At 60.1% G+C, this 22,011-nt stretch carries 29 protein-coding genes; 1 reads left to right on the forward strand and 28 read right to left on the reverse strand.

The window, feature by feature from the left end; genetic code table 11:
- Positions 1-176: 176 nt before the first annotated feature.
- The 27 genes from G6N78_RS15795 to rpsL form a co-directional block, all read right to left on the reverse strand.
- Positions 177-767 (reverse strand): adenylate kinase, encoded by a 591-nt coding sequence (locus G6N78_RS15795; RefSeq protein WP_165220111.1) that lies wholly within the window; start codon positions 765-767, stop codon positions 177-179.
- Positions 764-2,104, reverse strand: a complete 1,341-nt coding sequence (secY, locus tag G6N78_RS15800) for a preprotein translocase subunit SecY (RefSeq protein WP_165220113.1) — start codon at positions 2,102-2,104, stop codon at positions 764-766. Before secY ends, G6N78_RS15795 begins: the two co-directional genes overlap by 4 nt.
- A gap of 230 nt (positions 2,105-2,334) precedes the next feature.
- Complete coding sequence (gene rplO / locus G6N78_RS15805; protein WP_165220115.1) at positions 2,335-2,808, reverse strand: 50S ribosomal protein L15; 474 nt, start codon at positions 2,806-2,808, stop codon at positions 2,335-2,337.
- A 16-nt stretch (positions 2,809-2,824) separates the two neighbouring features.
- Positions 2,825-3,022, reverse strand: a complete 198-nt coding sequence (gene rpmD / locus G6N78_RS15810) for a 50S ribosomal protein L30 (RefSeq protein WP_165220117.1) — start codon at positions 3,020-3,022, stop codon at positions 2,825-2,827.
- Between the two features lie 12 nt (positions 3,023-3,034).
- A complete protein-coding gene (gene rpsE / locus G6N78_RS15815; RefSeq protein WP_165220119.1) occupies positions 3,035-3,604 on the reverse strand; it encodes a 30S ribosomal protein S5 in 570 nt (189 codons plus the stop codon).
- Positions 3,605-3,736: 132 nt separating this feature from the next.
- Positions 3,737-4,099, reverse strand: coding sequence for a 50S ribosomal protein L18 (rplR, locus tag G6N78_RS15820; RefSeq protein ID WP_165220121.1), 363 nt, complete (start codon positions 4,097-4,099; stop codon positions 3,737-3,739).
- Positions 4,100-4,111: 12 nt separating this feature from the next.
- The gene (gene rplF, locus G6N78_RS15825; RefSeq protein WP_165220123.1) at positions 4,112-4,645 is read right to left on the reverse strand and encodes a 50S ribosomal protein L6; all 534 of its coding nucleotides are present in this window, start codon (positions 4,643-4,645) and stop codon (positions 4,112-4,114) included.
- A gap of 42 nt (positions 4,646-4,687) precedes the next feature.
- Positions 4,688-5,086 (reverse strand): 30S ribosomal protein S8, encoded by a 399-nt coding sequence (gene rpsH / locus G6N78_RS15830; RefSeq protein WP_165220125.1) that lies wholly within the window; start codon positions 5,084-5,086, stop codon positions 4,688-4,690.
- Positions 5,087-5,098: 12 nt separating this feature from the next.
- Complete coding sequence (gene rpsN / locus G6N78_RS15835) at positions 5,099-5,404, reverse strand: 30S ribosomal protein S14 (protein WP_165220134.1); 306 nt, start codon at positions 5,402-5,404, stop codon at positions 5,099-5,101.
- A 32-nt stretch (positions 5,405-5,436) separates the two neighbouring features.
- Positions 5,437-5,994, reverse strand: a complete 558-nt coding sequence (gene rplE / locus G6N78_RS15840) for a 50S ribosomal protein L5 (RefSeq protein WP_165220136.1) — start codon at positions 5,992-5,994, stop codon at positions 5,437-5,439.
- A complete protein-coding gene (gene rplX, locus G6N78_RS15845; protein WP_165220138.1) occupies positions 5,987-6,295 on the reverse strand; it encodes a 50S ribosomal protein L24 in 309 nt (102 codons plus the stop codon). The genes rplE and rplX overlap by 8 nt, the downstream gene beginning before the upstream one ends.
- 15 nt (positions 6,296-6,310) lie before the next feature.
- Entirely contained in the window at positions 6,311-6,679 is a 369-nt protein-coding gene (gene rplN, locus G6N78_RS15850; protein WP_007770138.1) for a 50S ribosomal protein L14, read from the reverse strand.
- Between the two features lie 237 nt (positions 6,680-6,916).
- Positions 6,917-7,153 (reverse strand): 30S ribosomal protein S17, encoded by a 237-nt coding sequence (rpsQ, locus tag G6N78_RS15855; protein ID WP_165220140.1) that lies wholly within the window; start codon positions 7,151-7,153, stop codon positions 6,917-6,919.
- Positions 7,154-7,165: 12 nt separating this feature from the next.
- Complete coding sequence (gene rpmC, locus G6N78_RS15860) at positions 7,166-7,366, reverse strand: 50S ribosomal protein L29 (protein WP_165220142.1); 201 nt, start codon at positions 7,364-7,366, stop codon at positions 7,166-7,168.
- Positions 7,367-7,378: 12 nt separating this feature from the next.
- Positions 7,379-7,792: a 50S ribosomal protein L16 gene (gene rplP, locus G6N78_RS15865; RefSeq protein WP_165220144.1), complete on the reverse strand. Its 414-nt coding sequence runs from the start codon at positions 7,790-7,792 to the stop codon at positions 7,379-7,381.
- 38 nt (positions 7,793-7,830) lie between these two features.
- A complete protein-coding gene (gene rpsC, locus G6N78_RS15870; RefSeq protein ID WP_165220146.1) occupies positions 7,831-8,550 on the reverse strand; it encodes a 30S ribosomal protein S3 in 720 nt (239 codons plus the stop codon).
- Positions 8,550-8,939 (reverse strand): 50S ribosomal protein L22, encoded by a 390-nt coding sequence (rplV, locus tag G6N78_RS15875; protein WP_165220158.1) that lies wholly within the window; start codon positions 8,937-8,939, stop codon positions 8,550-8,552. The genes rpsC and rplV overlap by 1 nt, the downstream gene beginning before the upstream one ends.
- A gap of 2 nt (positions 8,940-8,941) precedes the next feature.
- Positions 8,942-9,220, reverse strand: coding sequence for a 30S ribosomal protein S19 (gene rpsS, locus G6N78_RS15880; protein ID WP_028735901.1), 279 nt, complete (start codon positions 9,218-9,220; stop codon positions 8,942-8,944).
- Between the two features lie 16 nt (positions 9,221-9,236).
- Positions 9,237-10,073: a 50S ribosomal protein L2 gene (gene rplB / locus G6N78_RS15885; RefSeq protein ID WP_165220160.1), complete on the reverse strand. Its 837-nt coding sequence runs from the start codon at positions 10,071-10,073 to the stop codon at positions 9,237-9,239.
- Positions 10,074-10,090: 17 nt separating this feature from the next.
- Positions 10,091-10,384 carry a 50S ribosomal protein L23 gene (locus G6N78_RS15890; RefSeq protein ID WP_165220162.1) on the reverse strand — a complete coding sequence of 98 codons (294 nt, stop codon included), beginning with the start codon at positions 10,382-10,384 and terminating at the stop codon, positions 10,091-10,093.
- Positions 10,381-11,001, reverse strand: coding sequence for a 50S ribosomal protein L4 (gene rplD / locus G6N78_RS15895; protein ID WP_165220164.1), 621 nt, complete (start codon positions 10,999-11,001; stop codon positions 10,381-10,383). The genes G6N78_RS15890 and rplD overlap by 4 nt, the downstream gene beginning before the upstream one ends.
- Before the next feature lie 15 nt (positions 11,002-11,016).
- Positions 11,017-11,658 (reverse strand): 50S ribosomal protein L3, encoded by a 642-nt coding sequence (gene rplC / locus G6N78_RS15900; protein WP_165220166.1) that lies wholly within the window; start codon positions 11,656-11,658, stop codon positions 11,017-11,019.
- Between the two features lie 36 nt (positions 11,659-11,694).
- Complete coding sequence (gene rpsJ, locus G6N78_RS15905) at positions 11,695-12,003, reverse strand: 30S ribosomal protein S10 (protein ID WP_003547547.1); 309 nt, start codon at positions 12,001-12,003, stop codon at positions 11,695-11,697.
- Positions 12,004-12,333: 330 nt separating this feature from the next.
- Positions 12,334-13,509, reverse strand: coding sequence for an elongation factor Tu (tuf, locus tag G6N78_RS15910; RefSeq protein WP_165220168.1), 1,176 nt, complete (start codon positions 13,507-13,509; stop codon positions 12,334-12,336).
- Positions 13,510-13,584: 75 nt separating this feature from the next.
- Positions 13,585-15,684 carry an elongation factor G gene (fusA, locus tag G6N78_RS15915; RefSeq protein WP_165220170.1) on the reverse strand — a complete coding sequence of 700 codons (2,100 nt, stop codon included), beginning with the start codon at positions 15,682-15,684 and terminating at the stop codon, positions 13,585-13,587.
- Between the two features lie 33 nt (positions 15,685-15,717).
- The gene (rpsG, locus tag G6N78_RS15920; RefSeq protein WP_165220177.1) at positions 15,718-16,188 is read right to left on the reverse strand and encodes a 30S ribosomal protein S7; all 471 of its coding nucleotides are present in this window, start codon (positions 16,186-16,188) and stop codon (positions 15,718-15,720) included.
- Positions 16,189-16,264: 76 nt separating this feature from the next.
- On the reverse strand, positions 16,265-16,636 hold the full coding sequence (gene rpsL / locus G6N78_RS15925; RefSeq protein WP_003507760.1) for a 30S ribosomal protein S12: 372 nt from the start codon (positions 16,634-16,636) through the stop codon (positions 16,265-16,267).
- 648 nt (positions 16,637-17,284) lie between these two features.
- Between rpsL and G6N78_RS15930 the strand changes: the two genes are divergently transcribed.
- Positions 17,285-17,578, forward strand: a complete 294-nt coding sequence (locus G6N78_RS15930; RefSeq protein ID WP_165220178.1) for a transcriptional regulator — start codon at positions 17,285-17,287, stop codon at positions 17,576-17,578.
- A gap of 204 nt (positions 17,579-17,782) precedes the next feature.
- Here G6N78_RS15930 and rpoC read toward each other — a convergent pair whose 3' ends face one another.
- Positions 17,783-21,997, reverse strand: coding sequence for a DNA-directed RNA polymerase subunit beta' (rpoC, locus tag G6N78_RS15935; protein ID WP_165220179.1), 4,215 nt, complete (start codon positions 21,995-21,997; stop codon positions 17,783-17,785).
- Positions 21,998-22,011 lie beyond the last annotated feature (14 nt).

Below are 22,011 nucleotides of genomic sequence, written 5' to 3' on the forward strand. Positions count from 1 at the left end.
GCCAGTTCAAATCGCATCCGAGACAAGTCAATACGACCGGGTCGGATCTCCCTCACGGGAAAATCCGCGCCGATCGCTGTCAAATGTCGCGAGTTGGCGCGGTGTTTAGCGGAATCGGCTCAAAATTGCAACCGGCCCCGCCAAGATTCTTTAACAACCGGAAAACGGTCCACCGATCAGGCGGCGGATTTTTCCAGAACACCGAGAATGGCGGTCGTGACGGCATCCACATCGGCCATCCCGTCGAGTGCCACCAGTTCGCCCTGCTCTTCGTAATAGGCCGAAAGCGGTGCGGTCTTCGCCCGGTACTCGGCCAGGCGCTTGCGGAAGGCTTCCGGATTGTCGTCCGAGCGGACCGTGCCGCCGGCCGCAATCGTTTCGGCAACACGCGATTCGATTCGGCGCACCAGCGCCTCCTCGTCCACCTTCAGCTCGATGACGGCATTGAGCGTCAGGTTCTTCGCCTTCATTGCCTCCGAAAGCGCCTTCGCCTGAGGAACGGTGCGGGGGTAACCATCCAGGATGAACCCCTTGGCACAGTCGGCCTCTTCGATCCGCTCTGCCACGATCTGGTTGACGATATCGTCAGAGACAAGACCGCCGGCATCCATCACGGCCTTGGCACGCTGGCCAATCTCCGTGCCCGCACTCACGGCGGCGCGCAACATGTCGCCCGTCGAAAGCTGCGGGATGCCATACTTTTCCGTCAGACGCTTTGCCTGGGTCCCCTTACCCGCGCCTGGCGGCCCCAAAAAGATCAGTCTCATCGTCCCCTCTTTCCTCCACGCAACTTGGACTTCTTGATCAGGCCCTCATACTGCTGGGCAATGAGGTGCCCCTGTATCTGTGCTACCGTATCGAGGGTAACACTGACAACGATCAAAAGCGAAGTACCACCAAGGGCTAATGGGATACCGGTGCGCGCAATGAGCGTTTCCGGAAGAATGCAGACGAAGACGAGATAGACCGCGCCAACGACCGTGATTCGGGTCAGCACGTAATCAATGTATTCGGCGGTCCGCTCACCGGGGCGAATGCCCGGAATAAAACCGCCATGCTTCTTCAAATTGTCGGCCGTGTCCTTCGGGTTGAAGACGATGGCCGTGTAGAAGAAGGCAAAGAACGCGATCAGCATGCCGTAGAACAGCATGAACAGCGGCTGGCCGTGCTGCAGCGACCCGAGAACAGTCGTTGCCCAGCCCGGCAGGTTGGTGTTGCCACTGAAGCCTGCCAGCGTTGCCGGCAGAAGCAGCAGAGAAGATGCAAAGATCGCCGGAATGACGCCCGAGGTGTTCAGCTTCAACGGCAGGTGCGACGTATCGCCCTGGAACATCCGGTTGCCGACCTGACGCTTCGGATACTGGATCAGCAGACGACGCTGCGCGCGTTCGACGAAGACGATGAGCGCGATGACACCGATGGCGATGATGACGACCATGAGAATCAGCGCCGTCGACAGAGCACCGGTGCGGCCGAGTTCCAGCGTTCCGGCCAGAGCCTTCGGCAGACCGGCGGCGATGCCGGCGAAAATGATCAGCGAAATGCCGTTGCCGATGCCGCGCGAGGTGATCTGCTCACCGAGCCACATCAGGAACATGGTGCCGCCGAGCAGAGTGACGACGGTCGAAACGCGGAAGAAGATTCCGGGATCGGCGACAATCCCCTGCCCGCTCTCAAGACCCACGGCGATGCCATAGGCCTGCAGCGTGCCGAGAAGAACCGTGCCGTAGCGCGTGTACTGGTTGATGATCTTGCGGCCCTGCTCGCCTTCCTTTTTCAAGGCTTCGAGCGAGGGAACGACGGAGGTCATCAGCTGCACGATGATCGACGCGGAGATATACGGCATGATGCCGAGCGCGAAGATCGCCATGCGCTCGACGGCGCCGCCGGCAAACATGTTGAAGAGGCCGAGGATGCCGCCCGCCTGGCCGCGGAAAGCCTGCGCATAGGCTTCCGGATTGAGACCGGGAAGCGGGATATGCGTACCCAGGCGGTAAACCAGAAGAGCAGCCAGGGTGAACCAGAGGCGCTTCTTGAGGTCGGTGGCCTTCGAGAACGTCGAAAAATTGAGATTGGAGGCCAGTTGTTCAGCTGCAGAAGCCATGCATTTCTCCGCCTGACCAATTCCGGCGGCAAACGATCGGCCCAGCCGGAAAGCAGTCCAAATTCAGTTTCAGAAAACCGGGAGACGGAACGGCTGCCACGCAACCTTGTGCCTCACCCCATTTCCCGCGAAAGCCCGGTTGATACCGTCGATGCGGCCCAGGCTCGTGAGGCTCACATATGGGAGCAAAATCGCCCGAAGTGAAGCACTCCGGGCGATTCCATATCAGATTATTCGGCGGCTGCCACTGCGGCGACCTTGATCGATCCACCGGCCTTTTCGATCTTTTCGACGGCGGCCTTGGAGGCGCCGGCGACATCGATCGTGACCTTGGTCATCAGTTCGCCGTCAGCGAGAACGCGAACACCATCCTTCGGGCGACGGATCACGCCGGCAGCCTTCAGGGCTGCTGCATCGATCGTGGCCGAAGCGTCGAGCTTCTTCGCGTCGATCGCGGCCTGGATGCGGCCGAGCGATACGGTTGCGAATTCCGACTTGAAGATGTTGTTGAAGCCACGCTTCGGCAGGCGACGGTAGATGGGCATCTGACCGCCTTCGAAGCCGTTGATGGCAACGCCGGAACGGGCCTTCTGACCCTTGACGCCGCGACCACCGGTCTTGCCCTTGCCCGAACCGATACCGCGACCAACGCGGATGCGGTCCTTCGTGGAGCCTTCGTTGTCCTTGATTTCGTTCAGTTTCATGATCTTAACTCCCGGCTCACTTCTCGTCGACGACGCGAACGAGATGCTGGACAGACCGGATCATGCCACGAACGGAAGGGGTATCTTCCAGCGTGCGAACCCGGTGCATCTTGTTGAGGCCGAGACCGATCAGCGTATGACGCTGAACAGCAGGCCGGCGAATGGGGCTACCGATCTGCTCGACCGTCACCGTCTTCTTGGTTTCGTTGGCCATCAGTGTAGCTCCTTATTCTTCCGATGCATTGCCGGAAGCGGCACGGCGAGCCTGAAGCGTGGCGTATTTCAGGCCGCGCTGTGCTGCGATGTCCTTCGGATGCACCTGGTGCTTCAGGGCGTCGAACGTTGCGCGAACCATGTTGTACGGGTTCGACGAACCGGTCGACTTTGCAACGACGTCATGAACGCCGAGCGTTTCGAAAACGGCGCGCATCGGGCCACCGGCGATGATACCGGTACCGGCCTTGGCCGAACGCAGCAGCACCTTGCCGGCGCCGTGGCGGCCATTGACGTCGTGATGCAGCGTACGGCCGTCGCGCAGCGGTACGAAAATCAGATCGCGCTTGGCAGCTTCGGTCGCCTTGCGGATGGCTTCCGGCACTTCGCGTGCCTTGCCATGGCCGAAGCCAACGCGGCCCTTCTGGTCGCCAACGACGACGAGGGCTGCAAAACCGAAGCGACGGCCGCCCTTGACGACCTTGGCAACGCGGTTGATGGCGACCAGCTTGTCAACAAACTCGCTGTCGCGCTCTTCACGGCTCGAGCGGTCTTCGCGCGAGCCTCTCTTGTCTTGTGCCATTGTCCTGTTCCTTTTTCTTTTCCGGGTGCGAACGGCAGACTTTGAAAAGCCGGCAGACCCGCCATGGGGCATGCCGGCCGGTGAAGGCGTTTAAACGCCTGAATGCCGGACCGCAAGGCCCGGCATTCAATTTTAGAAGCTCAGACCACCTTCACGGGCAGCGTCGGCCAAAGCCTTGACGCGGCCGTGATAGAGGAAGGCGCCGCGATCGAACACGACTTCCTTCACGCCGGCTGCGGTGGCGCGCTCGGCGACGAGCTTGCCAACCGCGGTCGCGGCTGCAACGTCGGCGCCCGTCTTCAGAGACGAACGCAGACCGGTGTCCAGCGTCGAGGCAGCTGCCAGCGTACGGCCGGCAACGTCATCGATGATCTGGGCGTAGATGTTCTTCGACGAGCGATGAACCGACAGACGCGGGCGGCCATTGGCAACCGCCTTGAGCTGGCGGCGCACACGGCTCGCGCGCTTTGACAGTACTTCTTTCCTGCTAGCCATTTCGCGTCACCCTTACTTCTTCTTGCCTTCCTTGCGGACGATCCGTTCTTCGGCGTACTTGACGCCCTTGCCCTTGTAGGGCTCCGGACCGCGGTATTCGCGGATTTCCGCGGCAACCTGACCGACCTGCTGCTTGTTGATGCCGGTCACGACGATTTCCGTCGGCTTGGGAACGGCAATGGAGATGCCCTGCGGCGGCTCATAGACCACATCGTGGCTGAAGCCGAGCGACAGCTGCAGGTTCTTGCCCTGCATGGCGGCGCGATAACCAACGCCGTTGATTTCGAGCTTGCGCTCAAAACCGTCCTTGACGCCCTTGAACAGGTTCTCGATCATCGTGCGGGACATGCCCCACTTTGCGCGAGCATCCTTGGTTTCGTTGGCCGGAACCACCGAAACGGCGTTGTTGTCGAAAGAAAGCTTCACTTCGTCGTTAGCAACGAAGACCAGCTCGCCCTTCGGGCCCTTGGCAGTCACCTTCTGTCCTTCGACAGAGGCCGTCACACCTGCCGGAACCTGAACGGGCTTTTTACCGATACGAGACATGTTTCAATCCTGTCTGTTCGTTACGGAGGGCTCTGTTCGATCTTAGAAGACCGAGCAGAGAACCTCACCACCAACGTTCTGTTCGCGCGCCTGATGATCGGCCATCACACCCTTCGGAGTCGAAAGGATGGTGATGCCGAGGCCGTTCGCGACCTGCGGAATGGACTTCACCGAGACATAAACTCGGCGGCCCGGCTTGGACACGCGGCCGATCTCACGGATGACCGAAGCGCCTTCGTAGTACTTCAGTTCGATTTCGAACTCGGACTTGCCGTTGCCGTAATCGACCTGGGAATAACCGCGGATGTAGCCTTCAGCCTGCAGCACGTCGAGAACGCGTGCGCGAAGCTTCGAAGCCGGAGTCGAAACGGACGACTTGCGGCGGGCTGCACCATTGCGGATGCGGGTGAGCATATCGCCCAGAGGATCAGTCATGGTCATTGAACCGTCTCCTTACCAGCTGGACTTCACGATACCGGGAACCTTGCCCAGGTTGCCCAGTTCGCGCAGCGCGATACGGGACATCTTGAGCTTGCGATAGAAGGCGCGCGGGCGGCCAGTCACTTCGCAACGGTTACGGATACGGGTCTTGGAACCGTCACGCGGCAGCGAAGCGAGCTTCAAGGTAGCCTTGAAGCGATCTTCGATCGGCATGTCCTGGTTCATGATGATTGCCTTCAGGGCAGCGCGCTTGGCGGCCTGGTTGGCAACCGTCTTGCGGCGGCGCTTGTTCTTTTCGACTGCGCTTGTCTTCGCCATATCGAGTTCCTTTTCTACGCTCGTCGTTACGGTTACGTGCGGAACGGGAAGTTGAACTCTTTCAGAAGAGCCCGAGCTTCGTCGTCAGCGGTTGCCGTCGTGCAAACGATGATGTCCATGCCCCACATCTGATCAACCTTGTCGTAGTTGATCTCCGGGAACACGATGTGTTCCTTGATGCCCATGGCGAAGTTGCCACGGCCGTCAAAGCTCTTCGGATTCAGGCCGCGGAAGTCGCGAACGCGCGGAAGCGCGATGTTGATCAGGCGGTCCAGGAATTCATACATGCGAGCGCCACGCAGCGTCACCTTGGCGCCGATCGGCATGCCTTCGCGGACCTTGAAGCCGGCGATGGAGTTGCGAGCGCGGGTGATGACCGGCTTCTGGCCGGCAATGGCGGCGAGATCGCCGGCAGCAACGGTGGGCTTCTTGGAATCGGCAGTTGCCTCACCCACGCCCATGTTGATGACGATCTTGTCGATCTTCGGGATCTGCATCTCGTTGGCGTAGGAGAACTGCTCCTGCATCGCTGCGCGAATGCGGGATACATATTCCGTCTTGAGACGCGGTTGGTACTTTGCCTCAGCCATCGATGACATCTCCCGTACGCTTGGCTACACGGACCTTCTTGCCATCAACGACGGAGAAACCAACGCGAGTCGGCTTGCCGTCCTTCGCGACGATCGCGATGTTGGACAGATGGATCGGAGCTTCCTTGTTGATGATGCCGGCTTCCTGGTTCTGGCTCTGGCGCTGGTGGCGCTTGACCATGTTCACGCCACGGACAACCGCGCGATCTTCCTTCGGCATCACTTGAACTACTTCACCGGTGCGGCCCTTGTCCTTGCCGGTGAGTACGACGACGTTGTCGCCCTTGCGGATCTTTTGCATCGCTATCCCGCTCCCTTACAGTACTTCCGGAGCCAGCGAGATGATCTTCATGTGGTTCTTGGCGCGAAGTTCGCGCGGAACCGGTCCGAAGATACGGGTGCCGATCGGCTCTTTCTTGTTATCGATGAGGACCGCTGCGTTGTTATCGAAGCGGATGACGCTGCCGTCGGGACGGCGGATGTCCTTGGCGGTGCGAACAACGACGGCTTTCATCACGTCGCCCTTCTTGACGCGGCCGCGCGGGATCGCTTCCTTGATCGACACGACAATGATGTCGCCGATGGAAGCATACTTCCGCTTGGAGCCGCCCAGCACCTTGATGCACATGACACGACGCGCGCCGGAATTATCGGCAACGTCGAGGTTTGTTTGCATCTGAATCATGTCAGGTCGCCTTCTCGTAATGACCGGAACGGTTGGGCCGAGGCCCCCTTTTCCGGCTCATGGACATACTTTTTTTTCGTGCGCGGGTGGGGTCTTGCCAAGGTGGTTTCCGAGACCGGACCTTCCCTGCGCTCTCAAAGCAAAAGAACGCCCGCCGTGCGAGCGTTCTGCGCCAATGCGCTGCTTCATACAGAATTCTGCGGCAGACGCAAGGGCCGACCGCAGTTCTCTGGCATTTTAAGCCTGGGCGGAGATGACCGTCCAGCACTTATCCTTGGAAATCGGCGCGCACTCCTGGATGGAGACGAGATCGCCGGTCTTATACTGGTTGTTTTCGTCGTGGGCCTTGTACTTCTTCGAACGACGAACAGTCTTCTGGAGCAGCGGGTGAGCGAATCGACGCTCGACCCGCACCACTACCGTCTTGTCGTTCTTGTCGCTGACCACGACGCCCTGCAGAATGCGCTTCGGCATATTGTTCTTCCCTTAGGCCTTTGCTTCTGCCGCCTTCTGGCGGGCAATGGTTTTCACGCGAGCGATGTCCTTGCGAACCTCAGTGATGCGCGAGGACTTCTCAAGCTGACCGGTGGCCTTCTGGAAGCGCAGGTTGAACTGCTCCTTCTTGAGCTCCGCAAGCTTGTCCTTGAGCTGATCGGCCGACAGGCCGCGTACTTCTTCGGCTTTCATGTGCCTGACCCCTTACTCTGCGATGCGCTGTACAAAGCGCGTCTTGACCGAGAGCTTGGCGGAACCCAGACGCAGCGCCTCGCGGGCGATGTCTTCGGATACACCGTCAATCTCGAACATCATGCGACCGGGCTTGACCTTGCATGCCCAGTATTCCACCGAACCCTTGCCCTTACCCATACGAACTTCGGTCGGCTTTGCCGTGACCGGAACGTCCGGGAAGACGCGGATCCAAACGCGACCTGCGCGCTTCATGTAACGGGTGATCGCACGACGTGCTGCTTCGATCTCACGAGCGTTGACGCGGTTCGGTTCCAGAGCCTTGAGGCCGAATTCACCGAATGCCAGGTCGAAGCCACCCTTGGCCACACCCTTGATGCGGCCCTTGAACTGCTTGCGGTACTTGGTACGCTTTGGCTGCAACATTTTCTTACTTCTCCGAGCTTATCTTTCGCCAGCGCAAATCAAGCGTTTTCGCGACGACGGTCACGGTCGCGGCTTGCCGGACCCTGAGCATCGCCTTCGAGAGCGCGACGTTCGGAAGCCATCGGATCATGCTCAAGGATTTCGCCCTTGAAGATCCAGACCTTGATGCCGCAGATACCAAATGCGGTTTCGGCTTCCGCCGTCCCGTAATCGATGTCTGCACGCAGCGTGTGAAGCGGAACGCGGCCTTCACGGTACCATTCGGTACGCGCGATTTCCGCACCACCAAGACGACCAGCGCAGGTGATCTTGATGCCTTCCGCGCCGAGACGCATGGCCGACTGAACGGCACGCTTCATGGCGCGACGGAACGCCACGCGGCGCTCCAGCTGCTGGGCGATCGACTGAGCAACGAGCGTTGCGTCGACTTCCGGCTTGCGCACTTCAACAATGTTGAGGTGCGTTTCGGCAGACGTCATGTCGGAAAGCTTCTTGCGGAGCTTTTCGATGTCGGCGCCCTTCTTGCCGATGATGAGACCCGGGCGAGCCGAGTGGATCGTGACGCGGCACTTCTTGTGCGGACGCTCGATGACCACCTTGGCGATGCCGGCCTGCTTCAGCTCGGACATCAGGTAAGCGCGGATCTTCAGGTCTTCGTGGAGAAGCTGGCCGTATTCGGCATTGTCTGCGAACCAGCGGCTGTCCCACGTGCGGTTGATGCCGAGGCGGAAGCCAATCGGATTAATTTTCTGACCCATTATGCGGCCTCCCCTTTTTCCTCGACTTCGCGCACGACGATCGTCAGGTGCGCGAACGGCTTTTCGATGCGGGATGCACGGCCACGGCCACGAGCGTGGAAGCGCTTCATGGTGATGGACTTGCCGACGTAGGCTTCCGCCACGATCAGGCTGTCGACGTCGAGGTCGTGGTTGTTTTCGGCGTTTGCGATTGCAGACTCGAGAGTCTTCTTCACCTGGTCCGAAATGCGCTTACGGGAGAACTCGAGTTCTGCCAGCGCGCGGTCAACCTTCTTGCCGCGGATCATGGCGGCAACCAGGTTCAGCTTCTGCGGGCTGACGCGGAGCGTGCGGGCAACGGCCTGGGCCTCGTTGTCCTTCAGCCGGCGTTCGGTCTTAGCCTTCGCCATGATTACTTCCTCTTCGCCTTCTTGTCCGCGCCGTGACCGTAATAGGTCCGCGTCGGAGAGAATTCACCAAACTTGTGGCCGACCATGTCTTCGTTGACGCTGACCGGAACATGCTTGCTGCCGTTGTAGACGCCGAAGGTGAGACCGACGAACTGCGGCAGGATCGTGGAGCGGCGGCTCCAGATCTTGATTACTTCACTGCGGCCGCCCTCGCGAACCTTCTCAGCCTTCTTGAGAAGATATCCGTCAACGAACGGGCCTTTCCAAACTGAACGAGCCATACCTGACTTCCTTCTCTTACTTCTTCAGCTGATGGCGCGAGCGCATGATGAACTTGTCGGTCGACTTGTTCGAACGCGTACGCTTGCCCTTGGTCGGCTTACCCCAGGGGGTAACCGGATGACGGCCACCGGAGGTGCGGCCTTCACCACCACCGTGCGGGTGATCGACAGGGTTCATGACGACACCGCGTACGTGCGGACGCTTACCGCGCCAACGCGAACGACCGGCCTTGCCATCGTTGATGTTGCTGTGTTCCGGGTTGGACACCGCACCGATGGATGCAAGGCAGGAGCCGTGCACGAGGCGCTGTTCGCCGGAGTTCAGACGAAGGATCGCCATGCCCTGGTCACGACCGACGAGCTGGGCATAGGCGCCAGCCGAACGGGCGATCTGACCACCCTTGCCGGGCTTCATTTCCACGTTGTGGATGATGGAGCCGACCGGGATGTACTGCAGCGGCATGGTGTTGCCGGGCTTCACGTCGACAGCCTTGTCGGACGCGATGACCTTGTCGCCCACAGCAAGACGCTGCGGAGCGAGGATGTAGGCCTGCTCGCCGTCTGCGTAGGATACGAGCGCGATGAACGCAGTGCGGTTCGGATCGTATTCCAGACGCGCGACCGTGCCTTCAACGTCGAACTTGCGACGCTTGAAGTCGATCAGGCGATAGGTGCGCTTGTGACCGCCGCCACGAAAGCGAACGGTGATGCGGCCGAGGTTGTTACGGCCACCCTTGGAGCTCAGGCCCTCGGTCAGCGCCTTGACCGGCTTGCCCTTGAAGAGGGCCGAGCGGTCAACGATGACCAGCTGGCGCTGGCTCGGTGTCGTCGGGTTAAAGGTTTTCAATGCCATTGTACTTCTTCCCTACCTCAGACGCCCGTCGACACGTCGATGGACTGACCTTCGGCAAGCGTGACGATCGCCTTCTTGACGTCCTTCTGCTTGCCGATGAAGCCGCGGAAACGCTTCGTCTTGCCGAGGCGGACGAGCGTGTTGACGGCCTTGACCTTGACGCCGAACAGAGCTTCCACGGCAGCCTTGATTTCCGGCTTGGAAGCGTCCTTGGCGACGTTGAAGACGACCTGGTTCTGTTCAGAAAGCAGCGTCGACTTTTCGGTGATCGCGGGAGACACGATCACATCGTAATGGCGAAGATCCGTCATTTGAACCGCTCCTCGAGAGCTTCAACTGCAGCCTTGGAAAGCACGAGCTTGCCGCGACGCAGGATGTCGTAAACATTGATACCCTGAACCGGCAGAACGTCGATGTTCGGGATGTTCTGGGCAGCGAGCTTGAAGTTGGCGTTCACTTCCGCACCGTCGATGACGAGCGCGTTGGTGAGGCCGAGCGTTGCGAGCGTGCCGGCAACAGCCTTGGTCTTTGCATCGGAAGCGACGAGCTGATCGACGATGATCAGGTCTTCAGCCTTCAGCTTGGCAGACAAAGCGTGGCGGAGCGCCAGGGCGCGCACCTTCTTCGGCAGGTCATGCTCGTGGCTGCGGACAACCGGGCCATGAGCCTTACCACCGCCGCGGAACTGCGGAGCGCGTGCCGAATGGTGACGAGCGCGGCCCGTACCCTTCTGCTTGTACATCTTGGAGCCGGTGCGTGCGACTTCGGAGCGGCCCTTGGACTTGTGAGTCCCCTGCTGCTTCTTGGCGAGCTGCCAGCGTACCATGCGAGCCAGGATATCCTGGCGCGGATCGAGGCCGAAGATCTCATCCGAGAGGGAGACCTTGCCTGCGTCCTTACCCTCAAGGGTCGTGACGTTGAATTCCATGTTCTTAAGGCTCCCTTACTTCGCGGCCGACTTGACGGCGTCGCGGACGATGATCCAGGACCCCTTCGAACCGGGAACGGCACCCTTGACGAGGATCAGACCGCGGTCTTCGTCGGTCGAAACCACTTCGAGGTTCTGGGTGGTGACGCGGGTCTGGCCCATGTGGCCAGCCATGCGCTTGCCCTTCCAAACCTTGCCCGGGTCCTGGTTGTTACCGGTCGAACCGTGCGAACGGTGCGAAACGGACACACCGTGCGTGGCACGCAGACCGCCGAAGTTGTGACGCTTCATGGCGCCGGCAAAACCCTTACCGATGCTCGTGCCCGTCACGTCGACCAGCTGGCCGGCGGAGAAGTGGCTCGGCGTGACGGCAGCGCCGACATCGATGAGGTTGTCGGCATCGACGCGAAACTCGACGAGCTTCTGCTTCGGCTCAACCTGGGCAACCGCGAAATGACCGCGCAGACCCTTGCTCGTATTCTTGACCTTTGCCTGGCCTGCGCCAAGCTGAACGGCGGTGTAGCCGTTCTTTTCTACGGTGCGCTGCGCAACAACCTGGCAGTTGTCAACGCGCAGAACCGTTACCGGAACATGTTCGCCGGCGTCGTTGTAGACGCGGGTCATGCCGACCTTCTGTGCAATTACACCTGAACGCATCGGTTCAATCCTTCTCACTCAGCCCGAGGGCAGACCTCAGAGCTTGATTTCCACGTCGACGCCGGCGGCGAGATCGAGCTTCATCAGCGCGTCTACCGTCTGCGGGGTGGGATCAACGATGTCGAGAAGACGCTTGTGCGTGCGCATCTCGAACTGCTCGCGGCTCTTCTTATCGATGTGAGGGGACCGGTTTACCGTAAACTTCTCGATGCGAGTCGGAAGCGGAACGGGGCCCCGGACACTTGCGCCGGTGCGCTTCGCCGTCGACACGATCTCGCGCGTAGAAGCATCGAGGATCCGGTGATCGAACGCCTTCAGGCGAATGCGGATATTTTGGCCGTTCATTCGACGTTATCCTTGTTCTGTTTTCTTCCCCAGCGCCAAACGACGGCACAGGGGCGTTTCTCTCTCAAAGGCGGACCACCGGTGTCAAAGATCGAGGGGGACACCGGATCCAGCTCCGCTGGTCCGTATCCCCATCCATTCTTCGGGCCTTAAGCCCACCTTTTGGATTGGTCAGCCCGCCCGAAAAATCGAAGCAGGCGGCAAATCGCGCTCGCGCGCCATTTGCTACATTTTTGTGTCACAAGCAAGGGGCTTTCGCCCTTCGCTCGCGAGTTTTTTCAAGCAAGGCGGAAAACCGGGCGAGGAGGGATCCCCTCGCCCGATCCAGCATTACTCGATGATCGAGGCGACGATGCCGGCGCCGACGGTACGGCCGCCTTCGCGGATCGCGAAGCGCAGCTTTTCTTCCATCGCGATCGGAACGATCAGCTCGACGTCAACGGTGACGTTGTCGCCCGGCATCACCATTTCCGTGCCTTCCGGAAGCGTCACGATCCCCGTCACGTCCGTCGTACGGAAGTAGAACTGCGGACGGTAGTTCGTGAAGAACGGCGTATGACGGCCGCCTTCTTCCTTCGTCAGGATGTAGGCTTCGGCCTTGAACTTCTTGTGCGGCTTGACCGAACCCGGCTTGCACAGGATCTGGCCACGCTCGACGCCGTCACGCTGAACGCCACGGATCAGAGCGCCAATGTTGTCGCCGGCCTGGCCCTGGTCGAGCAGCTTGCGGAACATTTCAACGCCGGTAACGGTCGTCTTGGAGGTGGCGCGGATGCCGACGATTTCGACTTCTTCACCAACCTTGACGATACCACGCTCGACGCGGCCGGTCACAACCGTACCACGACCCGAGATCGAGAACACGTCTTCGATCGGCATCAGGAACGGCTGGTCGATCGGACGCTCAGGCGTCGGGATGTAGGCGTCGACCTGGGCCATCAGTTCACGAACCGCGTCTTCGCCGATCGTCTTGTTGGAATCTTCCAGAGCCGCCAGAGCCGAACCCTTGACAACCGGGATGTCGTCGCCGGGGAAGTCGTAGGACGACAGAAGTTCACGCACTTCCAGCTCGACGAGCTCGAGAAGTTCCGCGTCATCGACCTGATCGACCTTGTTCAAGAACACGACCAGAGCCGGAACGCCAACCTGGCGGGCGAGCAGGATGTGCTCGCGCGTCTGCGGCATCGGGCCGTCAGCTGCGGAGCAAACCAGGATCGCGCCGTCCATCTGGGCAGCACCGGTGATCATGTTCTTGACGTAGTCGGCGTGGCCGGGGCAGTCAACGTGCGCGTAGTGACGGTTGGCCGTCTCGTACTCAACGTGTGCCGTCGAGATGGTGATGCCGCGCGCCTTTTCTTCCGGTGCTGCGTCGATCTGGTCGTACGCCTTGAATTCACCGAAGAACTTCGTGATCGCTGCCGTCAGAGACGTCTTGCCATGGTCAACGTGGCCAATCGTGCCGATGTTCACATGCGGCTTGGTACGCTCAAACTTGCTCTTTGCCATTTCAGGCTCTCCATCTGTTTCCCCGCGAAGGGCGGAGCTATTCCTAGGTCTTTTTGTAGGTCAGGGTTACCCCGGTCACTTCTGACCGGAGTACTTTGCCTGGATTTCCTGTGCGACGTTCGTCGGAACCGGCGCGTAATGATCGAAGACCATCGAGTACTGCGCGCGGCCCTGGGACATGGAGCGCAGGTTGTCGACGTACTTGAACATGTTGGCCAGCGGCACGTGGGCGTTGATCACCACGGCAATGCCGCGGCTTTCCTGGCCCTGGATCTGACCACGACGGGAGTTCAGGTCGCCGATGACGTCGCCGACATAGTCTTCCGGCGTCACGACTTCGACCTTCATCATCGGCTCGAGCAGCTGTGCGCCGGCCTTCTTGGCGGCTTCACGGAAGCAGGCACGCGATGCGATTTCGAAGGCGAGAACCGACGAGTCGACGTCGTGGAAGGCACCGTCAACGAGGGTGGCCTTGACGCCCAGCATCGGGAAGCCGGCGAGCGGACCAGACGACAGAACGCTTTCGATACCCTTCTGAACGCCCGGGATGTATTCCTTCGGAACAGCACCGCCGACGATCTTGGATTCGAACTTGAAGTCTTCGCCTTCCGGGTTCGGTTCGAAGATGATCTTGACGCGCGCGAACTGGCCGGTACCACCGGACTGCTTCTTGTGCGTGTAGTCTTCTTCGTGCGCCTTCGTGATGGTTTCACGGTAGGCAACCTGCGGAGCACCGACGGTGGCCTCGACCTTGAACTCGCGACGCATGCGGTCGACGATGATGTCGAGGTGAAGTTCGCCCATGCCGGCAATGATCGTCTGGCCGGATTCCTGGTCGGTCTTGACGCGGAAGGACGGGTCTTCGGCTGCCAGGCGGTTGAGGGCAAGACCCATCTTTTCCTGATCGCCCTTGGACTTCGGCTCGATCGCGATCTGGATGACCGGCTCGGGGAATTCCATGCGCTCGAGGATAACCGGCTTCAGCGGATCGCAGAGCGTGTCACCCGTGGTGGTTTCCTTCAGGCCGGCGAGAGCCACGATGTCGCCTGCAAAGGCTTCTTCGATGTCTTCACGGCTGTTGGAGTGCATCTGCAGCATGCGGCCGACGCGCTCGCGCTTGTCCTTGACCGTGTTCATGACCGATGCGCCCTTTTCCAGCTTGCCGGAATAGATGCGGGCGAAGGTGAGCGAACCGACGAAGGGGTCGTTCATGATCTTGAACGCCAGCATGGACAGCGGCTCGCTGTCGTCGGCATGACGCTCGATCTCGGCTTCCGTCTTGAAGTCGATGCCCTTGATCGCCGGGATGTCGAGCGGCGACGGCAGGTATTCGACGACGGCGTCGAGCAGCGGCTGAACGCCCTTGTTCTTGAACGCGGTACCGCAGAACATCGGGTGGAACTTGACGTCGATCGTGCCGCGGCGAACCAGTTCACGGATTTTGTCGTTATCCGGCATGTCGCCGTTCAGGTAGGCTTCCATCGCTTCTTCGTCGATCTCGACAACGGTCTCGATCAGCTTTTCGCGATATTCTTCAGCCTTCGCCTTCATGTCTTCCGGGATTTCGACGACGTCCCAGGCAGCGCCGAGCGATTCGTCGCGCCAGACGAGCGCGTTCATCTCGATCAGGTCGATGACGCCCTTGAACTCGGTCTCGGCGCCGATCGGCAGCTGCATGACAACAGCCGTCGCACCGAGACGGGTCTTGATCATCTCGACCGAGCGGTAGAAGTCAGCGCCGGTCTTGTCCATCTTGTTGCAGAAGATCATGCGCGGAACATGATACTTCTCGGCCTGACGCCAGACGGTTTCCGTCTGCGGCTCAACACCAGCGTTGGCGTCGAGGAGAGCGATCGCACCGTCGAGAACGCGCAGCGAACGCTCGACTTCGATGGTGAAGTCGACGTGGCCGGGGGTGTCGATGATGTTGAAGCGACGCATCTTGCCGTCGCGACCCTTCCAGAAGGTCGTGGTCGCAGCGGACGTGATCGTGATGCCACGCTCCTGCTCCTGCTCCATCCAGTCCATGGTCGCGGCGCCGTCATGGACTTCGCCGATCTTGTGCGACTTACCGGTGTAATAGAGAATACGCTCGGTGGTCGTCGTCTTGCCGGCGTCGATATGCGCCATGATACCGAAATTACGGTAGTCTTCGATTTTATACTCGCGAGCCATAGGACTGCCTTTCGAATTTCGATCGGATCTGTATTACCAACGGTAGTGCGAGAATGCGCGGTTCGCGTCGGCCATCTTGTGCGTGTCTTCGCGCTTCTTGACGGCGCTGCCACGGTTGTTGGCGGCATCCATCAGTTCGCCCGAAAGACGGTCGACCATGGTCGTTTCGTTGCGCTTGCGTGCAGCTGCAATCAGCCAGCGAATGGCGAGAGCCTGGCGGCGCTCCGGACGGACATCGACCGGAACCTGATAGGTAGCACCACCAACGCGGCGCGAACGAACTTCAACGTGCGGAGCAACATTTTCCAGCGCCTGATGGAAAACCTGCAGCGGCTCCTGCTTGGCCTTGCCCTGGACCGCGTCGAAGGCACCGTAGACGATGCTTTCAGCGACCGACTTCTTGCCGTGCAGCATGATGGCGTTCATGAACTTCGTGACAACCAGATCACCGAACTTCGGATCCGGGTTGATCTCACGCTTCTCTGCTCTGTGACGTCTTGACATACGTTTGTCTCTTTAAAATGCGACGGAGGCGCCTTAACACGCGGAGGACCTCGCGCGGCGCCGGGATCTGGGTGAATTACTTCGGACGCTTCGCGCCGTACTTCGAGCGGCGCTGCTTGCGGTTCTTGACACCCTGGGTATCGAGAACGCCGCGGATGATGTGGTAACGCACACCCGGCAAGTCCTTCACGCGGCCGCCACGGATCATGACGACGGAGTGTTCCTGCAGGTTGTGACCTTCACCCGGAATGTAGCCAATGACTTCGAAGCCATTGGTCAGACGGATCTTGGCGACCTTACGCAGAGCCGAGTTCGGCTTCTTCGGGGTCGTCGTGTAGACGCGGGTGCAAACGCCGCGCTTCTGCGGGTTCTCCTGCAGAGCAGGCACCTTGTTGCGCTTTACCTGTGCCTGGCGGGGCTTACGGATCAGCTGGTTTACGGTAGGCATATACCCATCCCTTGCAAAATCTTGTCTCAAGACCCTCCCGAAGGAGAGCCACTGTTTCGCCGTCTCCGGCCACGGCACACATTTCAACATGCGCGAAACGTGGCCCAGCCGGAAATTTCCGGTGGACCACATAAAGCAGAGGACGCATCACGTGCGTCATGCGTGCAGCATACCTGTCTTCAACGTGCGTTTTGGACGCTTGTTTGAGGCCAAGAGAGGAACAGGCGTTCCAAACGGGCAAGCCTCACATAGCTTCCGATGCGGGGCGTTTACTGTTTTACCCCGGTCCCGTCAAGGGCTGGCCGCAAAGAAAGTCCCCGAAGCGCCTGCGATACAAGCGCTCTTGCCCCCTGGCACGGCGGTTCCTTGCGGTTTTGATCACAAGAGATCATTAACCATTGAGGCCGGATTGGCAAGACGGCCTTAACCCGCGATCGGCGGCTGCAGAACCGGTGCAGGCCCTCGATCGCAGGGCGATCGGGCGATTCTCCGCCCTGCCCGGTGCCAGCGCCGACCGTCGCGACGGTGCTTGCAAGAAATCACCGGTGCGCCACGGGTTTCCATCACCGGCACTTGGTATAAGTATCCAGGGTAGAAGTCGGCTCCACCGTTTGAGTCGGCCCGTTCTCGAACTAGGAGTGAATCGGAATGATCACCTCGCCCGACAATGACAACAACTTCGATTCGCCCATGGTCTTCATCATCATCGGCAAGGGTTACGAGACGAAGGACAGCGCCGGCACGGAACTGCACATCCTCCTGACCGCCCCGGACGACGATACCGCGGTGCGCGAGGCGCTCAACGCGCTGTCCGAGGAAGGCTTCATCGAAGCCGATCTCGACCAGATCGGCGTGCTGACCGAAGAACCGGTCGAAGAACCGCATGCCGCCGCCTATCAAGGCGCGCTGGAAGGCGAAGTCTCGATCATCCGCTTCGGCTGATGCCGGGTGGCCGTGCTGGCCATCCCTGCCCCGCCACGGCGATGTGAATACCGCTTGCTCCACAACCAATGCCGCCGTGTCCTCACGGCGGCATTTGTTTTGACACACGGCTGCCGATGTCGAACGAAAAAAGCGCCCGGATTGCTCCAGGCGCTTTATTTTTCGTCGATCGGATGTCAGGGCGGCGAACCGCCCTCACCGTCTTTATTCGCCAGCCGGAACGGTGTCCGAACCGGCCATGTTCTGCAGCATCGGCGTGGCGCTCGATGCACCCGTCGACTTGCGGCGCTCGTCGAGGATCATCTCGTCGCGGCCGGTGGCGATGCGGCGGATCTGCGTCATGGTGCCGCCGGTACCAGCCGGGATGAGGCGGCCGACGATGACGTTTTCCTTGAGGCCCTGCAGCGTATCCATCTTGCCGGCGATTGCCGCTTCCGTGAGAACCTTGGTGGTTTCCTGGAAGGAGGCAGCCGAGATGAAGGACGGCGTCTGCAGCGAGGCCTTGGTGATGCCGAGCAGGACCGGCTCGCCGAAGGCCGGCTTCTTGCCGTCCTCGATGAGACGCTCGTTGGCATCGTCCAGTTCGATGCGGTCGACATTGTCGCCCACGATGTACTGGCTGTCGCCCGAGTCGGTGATCTCGACCTTCTGCAGCATCTGGCGAACGATCACCTCGATGTGCTTGTCGTTGATCACAACGCCCTGCAGTCGGTAGACTTCCTGGATTTCGTTCACGAGGTAGGAAGCCAGAGCCTCCACGCCCTTGATTGCCAGGATGTCGTGCGGTGCCGGGTTACCGTCGAGGATGTAGTCACCCTTTTCGATATAGTCGCCATCCTGAAGATGGAAGGGCTTGCCCTTCGGGATCAGGTACTCGACCGCCTCAACACCGTCTTCCGCCGGCTCGATCATCACGCGACGCTTGTTCTTGTAGTCGCGGCCCATGCGAACCGTACCATCGATCTCGGCGATGATGGCATGATCCTTCGGACGACGCGCTTCGAACAGTTCGGCAACACGCGGCAGACCACCGGTGATGTCCTTGGTCTTGGCGCTTTCCATCGGAACACGCGCAAGGACGTCACCCTGGCTGACCTTGGTGCCCGGCTCGACCGACAGGATCGCATCGACGGAGAGCATGAAGCGGGCTTCGCCACCACGGGCGAGCTTCATGATCGAACCGCTGGCATCCTTGATGACGATCGCCGGCTTCAGGTCGTTACCACGCGGGGTCGAACGCCAGTCGATAACCTGACGCTTCGTGATACCGGTGGATTCGTCGGTCGATTCCAGAACCGAGACCGAGTCCACGACATCTTCGAATTCGACCGTACCGGCCACTTCGGTGAGCATCGGGCGGGTATAGGGATCCCACTCCGCCAGACGCTGACCGCGCTTGACCTTGTCGCCGTCGTCCACGAACAGCTTCGAACCGTAGGCGACGCGCTGCGAGGAGCGTTCGACGCCACGCTCATCGAGAATCGTGACGGCCATGTTGCGGCCCATGGCCACAAGATTGCCTTCCGAATTGCGAAGCGCGTTGCGGTTCTTGATCTGGATCGTGCCCTCGTAGGAGGCTTCCAGGAACGACTGGTCCACCACGTTTGCCGTGCCGCCCAAGTGGAACGTACGCATGGTGAGCTGCGTGCCCGGCTCGCCGATCGACTGCGCCGCGATGACGCCGACGGCTTCGCCCATGTTGACGGGCGTGCCGCGTGCCAGGTCGCGACCGTAGCAGACCGAGCAGACGCCCGTCTGGACTTCGCAGGTGAGCGCCGAACGGATGCGGATCGACTGGATACCGGCCTTTTCGATCTCGACCACATGCGGCTCGAGGATCATCTGACCGGCATTGACGATACGCTCGCCGGTGACCGGATGATCGATGTCATCAAGCGCGGTACGACCAAGGACACGTGCACCGATGGAGGCCACGACCTGACCGGCATCGACGATCGCCGTCATGGTCAGGCCCTTGTCGGTGCCGCAATCCACGAGGTTGACGATGCAATCCTGCGCCACGTCGACGAGACGACGGGTCAGGTAACCGGAGTTCGCGGTCTTCAGAGCCGTATCGGCCAGACCCTTACGGGCACCGTGGGTCGAGTTGAAGTACTCGTTAACGGTGAGGCCTTCCTTGAAGTTCGAGATGATCGGCGTCTCGATGATTTCACCCGACGGCTTCGCCATCAGGCCGCGCATGCCGCCCAGCTGGCGCATCTGGTTCGGAGAACCACGGGCACCGGAGTGGGACATCATGTAGATCGCGTTCATCGGCTTCTGGCGACCGGTTTCGGCGTCGAATTCGACGGCCTTAATGCGGGCCATCATGTCTTCGGCAACCTTTTCGGTGGCCTTGCCCCAGGCATCGACGACCTTGTTGTACTTTTCGCCCTGAGTGATCAGGCCGTCATTGTACTGCTGCTCGTATTCCTTCACCAGGCTTTCGGTCTCGCCGACGATCTTCGCCTTAGTTTCCGGAATGATCATGTCGTCCTTGCCGAACGAGATGCCGGCGCGGCAGGCATGGGTGAAGCCGAGCTGCATGATGCGGTCGCAGAAGATGACCGTGTCCTTCTGGCCGCAATGGCGGTAGACCGTGTCGATCATCTTGGAGATGTTCTTCTTGGTCATTTCCTGGTTGCAGATGTCGAAGGGCACCTTGCCGTTCTTCGGCAGGAGCTCGCCGATGATCATGCGGCCGGGCGTCGTTTCGAAGATCTTCGTGTAGGGCTTGCCTTCCTCGTCAACCGACTTGAAGCGGCCGCGGATCTTGGCATGCAGCGTCACGACCTTGTTCTCAAGAGCATGATGCAGTTCGCCCATGTCGGAGAAGACCATGCCTTCGCCCGGCTCGTTCTGGTTCATGATCGACAGGTAGTAGAGACCGAGAACCATGTCCTGCGACGGAACGATGATCGGTGCGCCGTTTGCCGGGTGCAGGATGTTGTTGGTCGACATCATCAGCACGCGGGCTTCCAGCTGGGCTTCCAGCGAGAGCGGCACGTGAACAGCCATCTGGTCGCCGTCGAAGTCGGCGTTGAAGGCCGTGCAGACGAGCGGGTGCAGCTGAATGGCCTTGCCTTCGACCAGGATCGGTTCGAAGGCCTGGATGCCCAGGCGGTGCAGCGTCGGTGCGCGGTTCAAGAGAACCGGATGCTCGCGGATGACCTCGTCGAGGATATCCCAAACTTCCGGCTTTTCCTTTTCAACCAGCTTCTTGGCCTGCTTGACGGTCGAGGAATACCCCTTGGCGTCGAGGCGGGCGTAGATGAACGGCTTGAACAGTTCGAGCGCCATCTTCTTCGGCAGGCCGCACTGGTGCAGCTTCAGTTCCGGACCGGTCACGATGACCGAACGGCCGGAATAGTCGACGCGCTTGCCGAGCAGGTTCTGGCGGAAACGGCCCTGCTTGCCCTTCAGCATGTCGGAGAGCGACTTCAGCGGACGCTTGTTGGCGCCGGTGATGACGCGGCCACGGCGGCCATTGTCGAACAGCGCGTCCACAGATTCCTGCAGCATGCGCTTTTCGTTGCGGATGATGATGCCCGGCGCGCGCAGTTCGATCAGGCGCTTCAGACGGTTGTTACGGTTGATGACGCGGCGGTAGAGATCGTTCAGGTCGGACGTCGCGAAACGGCCGCCATCGAGCGGAACCAGCGGGCGCAGGTCCGGCGGGATGACGGGAACGACCTTCATGATCATCCATTCCGGGCGGTTGCCGGATTCGATGAAGTTTTCAACGATCTTCAGGCGCTTCATCAGCTTCTTCTGCTTCAGATCCGACGTGGTGTCGGCGAGATCCGAGCGCAGGTCGCCTGCGAGTTTTTCGAGGTTCATCGAAGCCAGCATTTCATAGATGGCTTCGGCGCCGATCATGGCGCTGAACTGGTCTTCACCATACTCGTCGATCGCCAGCATGTACTCCTCTTCGGAGAGCAGCTGGTGTTCCTTGAGCGCGGTGAGGCCGGGTTCCGTGACAATGTAGTTTTCGAAGTAGAGAACGCGCTCGACATCCTTCAGCGTCATGTCGAGAAGCGTCGAGATGCGCGAAGGAAGCGACTTCAGGAACCAGATGTGGGCAACGGGTGCTGCGAGCTCGATATGGCCCATGCGCTCGCGGCGAACGCGCGAGAGCGTGACTTCCACGCCGCACTTTTCGCAGATGATGCCCTTGTACTTCATGCGCTTGTACTTGCCGCACAGGCATTCGTAGTCCTTGATGGGCCCGAAGATGCGCGCGCAGAACAGGCCGTCGCGTTCCGGCTTGAACGTACGGTAGTTGATGGTCTCCGGCTTTTTGATTTCGCCGTAGGACCAGGAGAGAATCTTCTCGGGCGACGCGATCGAGATACGGATCGAGTCGAACTGCTGCGCAGGCACCTGCGGGTTGAAAAGATTCATGACCTCTTGGTTCATGCCTATCTCCTTAT

The sequence above is a fragment of the Allorhizobium pseudoryzae genome (assembly GCF_011046245.1).
Lineage (GTDB): Bacteria > Pseudomonadota > Alphaproteobacteria > Rhizobiales > Rhizobiaceae > Neorhizobium > Neorhizobium pseudoryzae.